This is a genomic window from Pseudomonas sp. HY7a-MNA-CIBAN-0227 (assembly GCF_040310325.1).
Lineage (GTDB): Bacteria > Pseudomonadota > Gammaproteobacteria > Pseudomonadales > Pseudomonadaceae > Aquipseudomonas.
This window is the reverse complement of record NZ_JBEOPT010000007.1, coordinates 112,882-124,610: the sequence shown is the minus strand read 5'-3', so window position 1 is coordinate 124,610 and position 11,729 is coordinate 112,882. Positions and strand designations below refer to the sequence as shown.

Here is an 11,729-nt window from a genome sequence, read left to right as displayed (position 1 = left end):
GGTGGTCAGTACGCACGACAGTACCAGGCAGATGCGGCTCAAAACGTCGGTGGTGTGATCACCCAGATCACCACTGCATCCACCTTGCCAGGGTTGCCGTAGCGGTGGGGTTCGCTGCTTGGAAAGCTGAAACTATCGCCCTCGTCGAGCTGAAAATGGCGCTCGCCTATCCACAACTCAAACCTCCCGTTCAATACGTAACCGGCCTCTTCACCTTCATGGCTGTAGTTTTGCTGGCTGTAGGTACCGGGCGGGAAGCGCGAGTGCAGCATCTCCAACTGGCGGTTGGGCTGGGGCGTCAGCAGTTGGTCAACAATGCCGTCTTCATAGTAAATGCTCTGCCGCGTGCCTTTACGCACCACGTAGCCCTGGTCTTGCGGGGCTGTGGTGGTTTCGCTGGCGAAGAACCACTGGATGGTCACCCCCAGGCTGCGGGCGATGTTGAACAGCGCCGGGATCGAGGGGTAGGCGAGGTTGCGTTCCAGTTGGCTGATGTAGCCGGCGGTCAGTTTGCTCATCTGCGCCAATACCGTGAGGGTCAGGCCGCGAGCCTTTCGCAGTCCGCGGATACGCGTACCCAGGAACAGTTGCTGAGGTTCGTCGTTACTCATTCAAATTTCCCACGCCACCTTCAACCCTTCATAAATGGCCTCTTCGGCGGTACGCGGCGCCAGGCAGTCGCCAATGCGCTTGAAGTCCACCAGGCCTTCCAATTGTGCGCCAAGAGTGTCCACTGGCTGATGCCCCTGGCACAACACCAGCGAGTCGATATTTTCCAGCAGCATCGGCTCGGCGCTGGCGGTGTGTTGCAGGTACACGGTGGTGTCATCGCAGCCGTACAGACGGGCGTAGGGGATGATCGGGATGCCTAGCCGATGCAGCTCGCCGGCCAACTGATCGCGCACGTACAGCGGCAGGTTTTCCCCGCAATGGGTACCGTTGACTGCCAGTTGCACCTGATGACCGGCGCGCACCAGGCGCTCGGCAATGCCAGGGCCGATCCAGTCGCAACGCCAGTCGACCACCACCACCGAACGACCGAGCTGGACTTCATCACGCAACACTTGCCAGGCATCCACCACCTGCAACTCACCGCCGCGTTCGAAGGCCGGCCAGTAAGGTTCGGCGCCGGTGGCGATGATCACCATGTCTGGCTGCTCGCGCTCCACCAACGCCCGATCGACCCGGGTGTTGCGCACCACGCGCACCCCGGCCAATGCCATCTCCCGCTGAAGATTGATGCTGGCGCCGCCGAACTCGCTGCGCCGTGGCAGCAATTGCGCCAGCAGTACTTGCCCGCCCAGTTGCCCACTGGCTTCATACAATGTGACCTCATGACCGCGCTGCGCCGCCACCGCAGCCGCCTTCATCCCCGCCGGGCCGCCACCGGCCACGAGGATGCGCTTGCGCGCCGTGGCCGCCCGAATCTGGCCAAACTGTAATTCACGCCCACTCTCCGGATGCTGGATGCAGGAAATGGGCAACCCCTTGTGAAAGCGCCCGATACACGCCTGATTACAGGCGATGCAGGCCCGTACATCCTCGACACGACCAGCGTCGGTTTTGTTGGGCATTTGCGGGTCGCAGATCAATGCGCGAGTCATGCCACACACATCGGCTTGCCCCCGCGCCAATATCAGTTCGGCTTCCTGAGGCTGATTGATCCTCCCGGTGACAAACAGCGGAATCGACAGGCCGGCCTTGAACGTCGCCGCTTCCTTGGCCAGATACGCCGTGGCAATCGCCATGGGCGGTACGATATGGATGGCACCGCCGAGAGAGGCCGAGGTGCCGGCGACGATGTGTACGTAATCCAACTGTGATTGCAGTAACTGCACGGCGGCCAGGGATTCGTCTTCCCTCAGGCCTTCGGGGTCACGTTCGTCGGCTGAAATACGCAGGCCTATGATGAACTGCTCGTCAGTCGTCGCGCGAACAGCCGCGATGATTTCCCGCAAGAAACGCAGGCGCTGGTCGAGGTCGCCATTGTAGTCATCGGTGCGCCGGTTGACCCGTGAGTTGATAAATTGCGCCGGCAAATAACCATGGCTGGCAACCACCTCGACCCCGTCGATTCCGGCCTGGTGCAGGCGTCTGGCCGCAGCGCCATAACCGGCGACAATGTCGTCAATCATCCGTTGATCAAGGGCCCTGGGCATCACTCGAAAGCGTTCATTGGGCACACTTGACGCCGAGTACGCCACCGCCAGCAACCCATCGGCCGACTCCATGATTTCCCTACCCGGATGGAAAATCTGCGACAGCACCACAGTACCCTCGGCATGGCAGGTCTCGGCCAATTGCCGGTAGCCGTCGATGCAGCTGTCGTCAGTGGCCATCAGCACATGAGCGGTGTAGCGGGCGCTGTCATGCACGCCAGCGACCTGCAACACAATCAGCCCGACACCGCCCTCGGCCCGCGCCCGGTGATAAGCGATCAACTGTTCGTTAACCCGATTATCGGTGGGCATCGAGGTGTCATGTCCGCTGGACATGATGCGGTTTTTAAGCCGTTTACCCCGAAGTGCAAGGGGTTCAAACAGGAGGGGGAAAGCATGGGGCGACATGGTGCGGATACTCCAGGCGCTGTTATTGTTATTTTTCTATAGGAGGTGAGCGCCAGTAAAAAATCAACTTGTTTTTTTACTGGTGGCTGGATTAGCTTCGGCCACGTTACCCACCCGCATGGAGAACAAAAATGACCAACCGTGGCTGCCACCCGACCGAACAACACCTGCGCGAAGAACTCGCCGCTTGTTACCGGCTGATCGCCCATTTTCGTATGAGTGACCTGATCTTCACCCATATTTCAGTGCGCATTCCCGGCCCCGAACATCACTTCCTGATCAACCCCTACGGGTTGATGTTCGAGGAGATCACCGCGTCCAGCCTGGTGAAAATCGGCCTGGATGGCCGGGCGGTGGAGCCATCGCCGTATGCCGTCAACCCGGCAGGTTTCGTGATCCACAGCGCCATTCATGGCGCCCGCGAAGACGCCCAATGCGTGTTACACACCCACACGCGGGCCGGTTGTGCGGTGGCAGCGCTGGAATGCGGACTGCTGCCGGTCAACCAGATCTCCATGGAGTTCTACGGCAAGGTCGCCTACCACGATTACGAAGGCGTGGCCCTGGACCTCGATGAGCAGCAGCGGCTGGTTCGCGACCTGGGGGATAAGCCGGTGCTGATGCTGCGCAACCACGGTTTGCTGACGGTGGGGGAAACCGTCAGCCAGGCCTTCCTGCGCATGTATTACCTGGAAAAGGCCTGTGATATCCAAATCGCCGCCCAGGCCTGCGGCAAGCTGGTGTTGCCGTCGGCCGAGGTGTGCGCGTACACCGAACGGCAGTTTAACGATCCAGGTCGGCCGTTGGAGGAGGGTGAACTGAGCGATCCGGATGCCATGCAATTGGCCTGGGCCGCGTTATTGCGCCTGCTGGATCGGGTATCGCCGGGTTTGCGTGCCTGAGGCGGTTTAATCCCCGTGGGTGGTTGCTGTACAGTCGTTCAGCCGCAGAACGTGCCACCCACTGATTTAACCGAAGGGAACCGCTACATGACCCAGGAATCCCGTTTCTCTCGTATGGAGCCGGAGTTGCGTAAGGCCAATCTGGTCCAGGCGACGCTGGTCTGCCTCAAGCGCCACGGTTTCCAGGGCGCATCGATCCGCAAGATCAGCGCCGAGGCTGGGGTATCGGTAGGGCTGATCAGCCATCACTACTCTGGCAAGGACGAACTGGTGGCCGAGGCCTATCGCTCCATCACCGGCCAGGTCATGAACCTGTTGCGCGATGCCATGGCCAAGGCAGCGCCCAGCCCGCGGGAACGGTTGTCGGCGTTTTTTCGCGGCTCCTTTTCCCCGCAATTGCTCGACCCGCAACTGCTGGATGCCTGGCTGGCGTTCTGGGGGGCGGTCAAGACCGCACCGGCCATCAATCTGGCCCACGAACATTCTTACGGCGAGTACCGCACCATCATGCGCTCGGCCTTGGCGGACATGGCCCAAGAGCATGGCTGGGAGCGCTTCGATGCGGACCTGGCAGCCATTGCCCTCAGCGCGTTACTCGACGGATTGTGGCTGGAGTCGGGACTCAATCCCGGCACGTTTACCCCTGAGCAGGGCATCCAGATTTGCGAAGCCTGGGTCGACGGCCTGCAGGCTGGCGGTCGTCAGCGGTTTCAACTCAAAGCCTAAGAACTCCTTCGCCGCCTGGACGCAATGTTCAGGCCGGTACCCTCCTCAAAAAAAAATCAACGACAGAGCATTTTGCCGATTGCCTCCTTGCTGAACACTCGTTTAGTATCGCCCCATGTCGCACCCCTCAAGCCAATTAAAATAATTCGAGGAACCCATGACTATCGACTCGTCAGTGCTCATCCAGGTCGAAGCGGGCGTCGCCTGGCTCACCCTCAATCGCGGCGCCCAGCGCAATGCCCTGGATATCCCGACCCTCAAGCACCTGCATGTTTTGCTCGATGGTTTCAACAGCGACCCTGCCGTGCGCGTGGTGGTACTGACCGGCAGCGGTCGCAGCTTCTGCGCCGGTGCCGACCTCGCTGAGTGGGCCGAAGCCCAAGCTCGTGGCGCCCTTGAAAGCTACGGCTGGACCGAAACCGCCCACGCCCTGATGACCCGTCTGTACACCCTCGACAAACCCACCATCGCAGCCATCAACGGCACCGCCGTCGGCGCCGGCATGGACCTGGCCCTATGTTGCGACCTGCGGGTCGCCGCGCAGTCGGCACGGTTCAAGGCCGGCTACACCAGCATGGCTTACTCCCCCGACGCCGGCGCCAGCTGGCACTTGCCACGACTGATCGGCAGCGAACAGGCCAAGCGCCTGTTGTTCCTCGACGAGCTGTGGAGTGCCGATCGTGCGCTGGCTGCCGGATTGGTGGGGGAAGTCTGCGCCGATGAGCAATTGCACACTCACGTCACTGAGCTGGCTGCACGCTTGGCCAACGGCCCGACCTTCGCATTTGCCCAGACCAAGACCCTGATCCGCGAAGGTGCCGCACGCAACCTGCCCGAGCAACTGGAGGCTGAACTGGCCGCCGGATTGTTGTGTGGACGCAGCGCGGACGGCGCCGAAGCCTTGCGCGCGGCGACGCAAAAGCGCCCGCCGCGATTCAACGGTAACTGAGTTTCAACGCTTCAAGCTTCAAGCTTGGGGCTTGTAGCTGTCCTCTCTCTATCGACAGGTAGCGCCATGAATTTCCAACTAAGCCAAGAACAAGACATGTTGGTGGACGCGGTACGCAGTTTTGTTGCCAAGGAGTTGTTGCCCTTTGAGGAAGCGGTGGACCGCGCCGACGAGGTCTCGCCGCAGTTGGCCGCGCAGATCCGCGACAAGGCCATCGCGGCGGGCTTCTACGCCTTCAACATGCCCGAAGAAGTGGGTGGCGGCGGCCTGGATTACCTGTCCCAGGCGCTGATCGAACGGGAATTGTCCAAGGTCTCCTGGGCGCTGCATGTGTTTGTCGCCCGGCCGTCGAAGATCCTTATGGCCTGTACTGGCAAGCAAATTGACGACTATTTGCTGCCCTGTATTCAAGGCAAGAAGATCGACTGCTTCGCCCTCACCGAACCGGGCGCCGGGTCCGACGCCAATGCGATCAAGACCCGCGCCGTGCAAAAGGGCGATGACTTTGTGATCAACGGCAGCAAGCATTTCATCAGCCACGCCGGGCACGCCGATTTTGCCATTGTCTTTGCCGTCACCGACACCTACGAACACAACGGTCGCCAGCGCAACGCAGTCACTTCATTTCTGGTGGACCGCGACACCCCCGGCATGACCATCCGCCGAGGCCCCAAGTGTGTGAGCAACCGTGGTTATCACACCTACGAAATGTTCTTCGATGACTGCCGCGTGCCGGCCTCCAAAGTGCTGGGTGAGGTGGGCAAGGGCTGGGACGTAGCCAATGCCTGGTTGACCGCAGGCAGAGTGATGGTGGCCGCCAACTGCGTCGGCCAGGCCCAGCGCGCGCTGGACCTCTCGCTGCAATGGGCGGTGGATCGCAAGCAGTTCGGCCAGCCCATCGGTACTTATCAGGGCGTGTCGTTCAAGCTTGCCGACATGGCCACGCAGATCCGCGCCGCTGAACTGTTGACCCTGCACACCGCCTGGAAAATGGATCAGGGCAGCATGACCGACGGCGAAGCCGGCATGGCCAAGCTGTTTGCCAGCGAAACGCTGGGCAAGGTCGCCGACGAGGCCGTGCAGATTTTTGGTGGCATGGGCCTGATGGACGAAGGCCCGGTGGAGCGCATCTGGCGCAACGCACGGATTGAACGGATCTGGGAAGGCACCTCGGAAATCCAGCGTCATATCATCGCCCGCGAACTGTTGCGGCCCCTGTTGCGCTGACCGGGTCGGAGAACGCTCATGTCCCAGACGATTCGCGACAACCTCAAGCGCCTGCTGGCGCCTCGCCACCTGGCCTTCGTCGGCGGGCGCAGCATGGCCCGAGCCCTCAAGCGCTGCGCTGAAGGCGGCTTTGCAGGGCAGATGTGGCTGGTCAATCCCCAGCATGACAGCCTCGACGGTATTCCCTGTGTGCGCCGCGTTGCCGACTTGCCGTGCGGCCCGGACGCGGTGTTTATCGCCACCAACCGCGAACTCACCCTGACCTGCGTCGGCGAGTTGGCCGCCATCGGCACCGGCGGCGCCATCTGCTACGCCTCAGGCTTTGCCGAAGCTGGCGCCGAGGGCCAGGCCTTGCAGCAACAACTGCTCAAGGCGGCCGGCGACATGGCACTGCTCGGCCCCAATTGCTACGGATTGCTCGACTACCTGCACAGCTCGGCGCTGTGGCCGGTGGCCCATGGCGGCAAGCCGGTAGAGCGTGGCGTGGCGGTGCTGACCCAGAGCGGCAACTTCGCCTACAACCTGTCCATGAGCGACCGCTCGCTGCCGGTGGCCTATATGGCTTCGGTGGGTAATCAGGCGCAATTGGGCGTTGCCGAACTGATGGACGTGCTGCTGGATGAGCCGCGCGTCACCGCCATCGGCTTGCATTTGGAAGGCTTGAAGAATGTGCCGGGATTCGCCCGCGCCGCTCACAAGGCCTTGGAAAAAGGCATCCCGATCATCGCCCTGAAAACCGGCGTGTCGCAGATCGGCGCCGAGCTGGCTTTGAGTCATACCAGCTCGTTGTCCGGCTCCGATGTGCTGTACGACAGCCTGTTTGCCCGTCTTGGGGTGATTCGGGTCAGCGGGCCGGTGAGTTTTGTCGAGACCCTGAAAGCGGCGGCCTGTGGCAACCTGCCGGCGGGCAGTAGCCTGATCGCGCTGGCCTGTTCCGGTGGTGACGCAGGGTTGATTGCCGACTACGCCGAACGCAATCACCTCGCACTGCCCAAGCTCGATGAGGGCCAGCGTGTCGAGTTGGCGCAGGTGCTGCCCAGCTATGCCAACCTGGTCAATCCGCTGGATTTCACCACGGCGATCTGGGGCAACAGCGACGCGCTCAACGCGATGCTCGACACCGCGCTGCGCACCGAAGCTGATGCAGCGATGCTGGTGCTCGATTACCCGGCGCCATTTACCGGTGAGCGCAAGGAATGCGACCTGCTGCTGGAGTTGTTTTGCGCGGCCCTGGTTCGCCATAGCAAGACCGGTTTTGTCACTTCGGCCTTTCCCGAATTACTGCCCGCCCATGCCCGTGAGCGCTTGCATGCTCAAGGTGTCGCCGCCTTGCAAGGCGTGGAGGACGCGCTTGCCGCCTGGGGCCGGATCGCCCATTACCAGAGCAATCGCCAAGTCCTGCTGGCGCGGGGCGAATCGACCCTGGAGCTGTTGTGCCCACAAGCCTTGAACCATCAGGGGCAAGTGCTGAATGAATGGGATTCCAAGCAAGCCTTGCGGGCTTTTGGGCTATCCACGCCGGCCAGTGTCTTGAGCACTCCCGAACGCGCCATCGCCGACGCCAAGGTGCTCGGCTACCCGCTGGTACTCAAGGCTGTCAGTGCGCAGTTGCCCCATAAAACCGAAGCCGGCGCCGTGGTGCTGAACCTGCAGGACGGCCTGGCCTTGACTGCTGCCCTGGCGCATATGCGTGTGCAAATCGGCGCCTACGCGCCGGATGTGGCGTTCGATCAACTGCTGCTGGAAACCATGGCCATGCCACCGTTGGCCGAGCTGATTGTCGGCATCAAGCGCGAGAACGACTTCGGCCTGGCGCTGGTGATCGGTGCCGGTGGGGTTCTGGTGGAATTGCTCAAGGACAGCCGCAGCCTGTTGTTGCCGACCACTGACGATGCGATCCGCAACGCGCTGTTGAGCCTGCGCAGCGCTACGTTGCTGCAAGGCTTTCGCGGTCGTGAGGTGGCGGATATGGACGCCCTGGTGGCAGCGATCCGCGCCGTCGCCGATTACGCCTGCGCCAACGCCGGGCAGTTGCTGGAGCTGGATGTGAACCCATTGCTGGTCAATGCCCAGGGCGCCACGGCGGTCGACGCGTTGATCCGCCTCGGCCAGGCTTGAAGGAGATAATGATGCAAGGCACAACCTTGACGGGCGGCCAGGCCCTGGTGCGATTGCTGGCCAACTACGGCGTCGACACCGTGTTCGGTATTCCCGGCGTGCACACCCTGGAGCTGTATCGCGGCTTACCTGGAAGCGGCATTCGCCATGTCCTGACCCGCCACGAACAGGGCGCGGGTTTTATGGCGGACGGTTATGCGCGGGTCAGCGGCAAGCCGGGGGTGTGCTTCATCATTACCGGGCCCGGCGTAACCAACGCCGCCACCGCCATTGGCCAGGCCTATGCCGACTCGATCCCGATGCTGGTGATTTCCAGCGTCAACCACACCGCCAGCCTGGGCAAGGGCTGGGGCTGCCTGCATGAAACCCAGGACCAGCGCGCCATGACCGCACCCATCACCGCGTTCTCTGCGGTGGCCTTGAACACCGAGGACCTGCCTGAACTGATCGCCCGTGCCTACGCGGTGTTCGACAGTGAGCGGCCACGTCCGGTGCATATTTCGGTGCCGCTGGATGTGTTGTCAGCGTCCATCAATCGCGATTGGAGCAATGAGGTGGTACGCCGTCCGGGACGTGGCGTGCCGTCGGCTGAAATCCTTGACCAAGCCGCAACGAAGCTGTGGGCGGCCAAGCGGCCGATGATCATCGCCGGTGGCGGTGCATTGTTGGCTGCCGAGGCCTTGCAACGCTTGAGCACACAACTGGCAGCGCCGTTTTTCACGAGCGTCGCCGGCAAGGGATTGTTGCCTGTGGGCGATCCGTTGAACGCCGGTTCGACCCTGTGTGTCGAACCCGGTTGGCAACTGATCAGCGAGGCTGATGTGGTGCTCGCCATCGGCACCGAAATGGCTGACACCGACTACTGGCGCGAGCGTTTGCCGCTCAACGCCGAGCTGCTGCGGGTGGACATTGATCCGCGCAAATTCAACGACTTTTATCCCTGCGCCGTGGCCCTGCACGGCGATGCTCGGCACACGGCATTGGCGCTGCTGGAACGCTTGCCGTGCGCACCGCGCAACGCCGATGCAGCGATCAAGGCTGTTGCGGCGCTACGCCAGGCGGTCATGTCCGGGCATGGCCCCTTGCAGTCGATCCACCAGGCCATTCTCGACCGCGTTGCCGCCGAGCTGCCGACCAATGCCTTTATCAGCAGCGACATGACCCAACTGGCCTACACCGGCAATTACGCCTTCCCCAGCAACGCGCCGCGCAGTTGGCTGCATCCCACCGGCTACGGCACCCTGGGCTACGGCTTGCCGGCGGGAATCGGCGCCAAGTTCGGCGCGCCGCAAAGGCCCGGGCTGGTACTGGTGGGCGACGGCGGCTTCCTCTATACCGCCCAGGAACTGGCTACCGCCGTCGAGGAACTGGACAGCCCGCTGGTGGTGTTGCTGTGGAACAACGACGCCCTGGGGCAGATTCGCGACGACATGCTGGGCCTGGATATCGAGCCCATTGGCGTCCTGCCGCGCAACCCGGACTTCGCTGCCCTGGCGCGAGCGTTCGGCTGCACGGTGAATCAACCCCAGAACCTGGACGAGCTGCAGACGGATTTGCGTAACGGTTTCAAGCGCAACAGCGTGACATTGATCGAGTTAAAGCATGCCTGCGCCTGTTGAACTCTATTAGAGGAGCAAGACCATGAGCGATAACAACAACAAAATGACTCAAGCGATGCATCGACGCGACTTCCTCAAGCACAGCGCCGTGGCCGGTGCCGTGGCGGCAGCGTTTTCCATGGGCTTGCCGCTGCACGCCTTTGCCGAGGACGCCGTTCCCAAGCCCGGTGGCGTGCTGCGCCTGGGGCTGGCCGGCGGCAGCACCACCGATTCGCGTGACCCTGGTTCCTGGAGCGATACCTTCACCTTCGTCGGCTTCTCGGCGGTGTACAACACCCTCACTGAAATTGCCGTCGATGGCACCGCCATTCCCGAACTGGCGGAGCAGTTTAAGTCCACCCCCGATGCGCGTATCTGGACCTTCAAGCTGCGCCAGGGCGTGACCTTCCACGACGGCAAGCCCCTGACTGCCGAAGACGTGGTGGCCTCGATCAACCATCACCTGGGGGACAAGTCCACATCGGCGGCCAAGACCGTGCTGGGCGACGTCGCCAGTGTTAGCGCCAAGGGCCTGGACGCTGTGGTGTTCGAGTTACATTCGGGCAATGCCGACTTCGCCTATGTGGTCGCCGATTACCACTTGGTGATCATGCCCGCCAAGGAGGGTACCGCCGACTGGCAGGCCGGGATTGGCACTGGCGGCTATCGCCTGAAGACCTTTGACCCCGGCGTGCGCATGGACCTGGAACGCAGCCCCGACTATTGGAAAGCGGGCAGGGCGCACTTCGCCAGTGCCGAGCTGATCGCCATTGCCGACGGTGCGGCGCGTGTCAACGCGTTGGTCACCGGGCAAGTGGATGTGATCAACAAGGTCGACTTGAAAACAGTGGCCCTGCTCAAGCGCAATCCCAAGCTGATCATCGAAGAAACCAAGGGCGCCCAGCACTACACCTTCCCGATGCTGTGCGACAGCAATGAGTTCAAGAACAACGACATTCGCATGGCCATGAAGTATGCGATCAACCGCGAAACCCTGCTGGCCTCGGTGTTGCACGGCTATGGCCTGGTGGGCAACGACCATCCGATCCAGCCCGGCAGCCGCTTTATCAACAGTGCTTTAGAGCAGCGCGGCTACGATCCGGACAAGTCGCGCTTCTACCTGCGCAAAGCCGGCGTCGAAACCCTCAAGGTACGCCTGCAAGCGTCCGACGCCGCCTACACCGGTGCGGTGGACGCCTCGGTGCTGTTCAAGGAGCAGGCGCGCCAAGCCGGTATTGATATCGACGTGGTGCGCGAACCCGCGGACGGGTTTTTCTCCAACGTCTGGATGAAGCAGCCGTTCACCACCTCGTTCTGGTACAGCAGCCTGACCGCCGACCGCATGTTCAGCATCGGCTACGCCAAGGGCGCGGCGTGGAACGAAACCCATTGGGATAACACCCGTTTCAACCAGTTGCTCAACGCTGCGCGTGGTGAGATGAACGCGACGCTACGCCAGGAGATGTACAACGAAATGCAGACCCTGTGCCGGGACGACGGCGGGGCGATTGTGCCGCTGTTTGCCAGCTCCGTGGCGGCCCGTTCGAACCGGGTCAGCCATGGCCCGTTGACCGCGCCTTATGGGGAGTTGGATGGCTTGCGGGTGATTGAACGGTGGTGGCAAGCCTGATTTTTTGTGCTT

9 protein-coding genes are annotated in these 11,729 nt (G+C 62.1%); 7 read left to right on the top strand and 2 right to left on the bottom strand.

What is annotated here, in order from left to right:
- Positions 1-38 precede the first annotated feature (38 nt).
- Both AAEZ06_RS14090 and AAEZ06_RS14085 read right to left on the bottom strand, forming a co-directional pair.
- The gene (locus AAEZ06_RS14090) at positions 39-611 is read right to left on the bottom strand and encodes a cupin domain-containing protein (protein WP_350614858.1); all 573 of its coding nucleotides are present in this window, start codon (positions 609-611) and stop codon (positions 39-41) included.
- Positions 612-2,567 carry an oxidoreductase gene (locus AAEZ06_RS14085; RefSeq protein ID WP_350614856.1) on the bottom strand — a complete coding sequence of 652 codons (1,956 nt, stop codon included), beginning with the start codon at positions 2,565-2,567 and terminating at the stop codon, positions 612-614.
- 131 nt (positions 2,568-2,698) lie between these two features.
- Here AAEZ06_RS14085 and AAEZ06_RS14080 point away from each other — a divergent pair, with 131 nt between their 5' ends.
- The 7 genes from AAEZ06_RS14080 (at position 2,699) to AAEZ06_RS14050 (ending at position 11,717) form a co-directional block, all read left to right on the top strand.
- The gene (locus AAEZ06_RS14080; protein ID WP_350614854.1) at positions 2,699-3,469 is read left to right on the top strand and encodes a class II aldolase/adducin family protein; all 771 of its coding nucleotides are present in this window, start codon (positions 2,699-2,701) and stop codon (positions 3,467-3,469) included.
- 87 nt (positions 3,470-3,556) lie between these two features.
- Positions 3,557-4,195: a TetR family transcriptional regulator C-terminal domain-containing protein gene (locus AAEZ06_RS14075; RefSeq protein ID WP_149412657.1), complete on the top strand. Its 639-nt coding sequence runs from the start codon at positions 3,557-3,559 to the stop codon at positions 4,193-4,195.
- Between the two features lie 157 nt (positions 4,196-4,352).
- Positions 4,353-5,144, top strand: a complete 792-nt coding sequence (locus AAEZ06_RS14070; protein ID WP_350614852.1) for an enoyl-CoA hydratase/isomerase family protein — start codon at positions 4,353-4,355, stop codon at positions 5,142-5,144.
- Between the two features lie 66 nt (positions 5,145-5,210).
- A complete protein-coding gene (locus tag AAEZ06_RS14065; protein ID WP_350614850.1) occupies positions 5,211-6,371 on the top strand; it encodes an acyl-CoA dehydrogenase family protein in 1,161 nt (386 codons plus the stop codon).
- Positions 6,372-6,389: 18 nt separating this feature from the next.
- The gene (locus AAEZ06_RS14060) at positions 6,390-8,489 is read left to right on the top strand and encodes an acetate--CoA ligase family protein (protein ID WP_149412654.1); all 2,100 of its coding nucleotides are present in this window, start codon (positions 6,390-6,392) and stop codon (positions 8,487-8,489) included.
- Positions 8,490-8,497: 8 nt separating this feature from the next.
- On the top strand, positions 8,498-10,108 hold the full coding sequence (locus tag AAEZ06_RS14055) for a 5-guanidino-2-oxopentanoate decarboxylase (protein ID WP_502948031.1): 1,611 nt from the start codon (positions 8,498-8,500) through the stop codon (positions 10,106-10,108).
- Positions 10,109-10,130: 22 nt separating this feature from the next.
- Positions 10,131-11,717, top strand: a complete 1,587-nt coding sequence (locus AAEZ06_RS14050) for an ABC transporter substrate-binding protein (protein ID WP_350614846.1) — start codon at positions 10,131-10,133, stop codon at positions 11,715-11,717.
- Positions 11,718-11,729 lie beyond the last annotated feature (12 nt).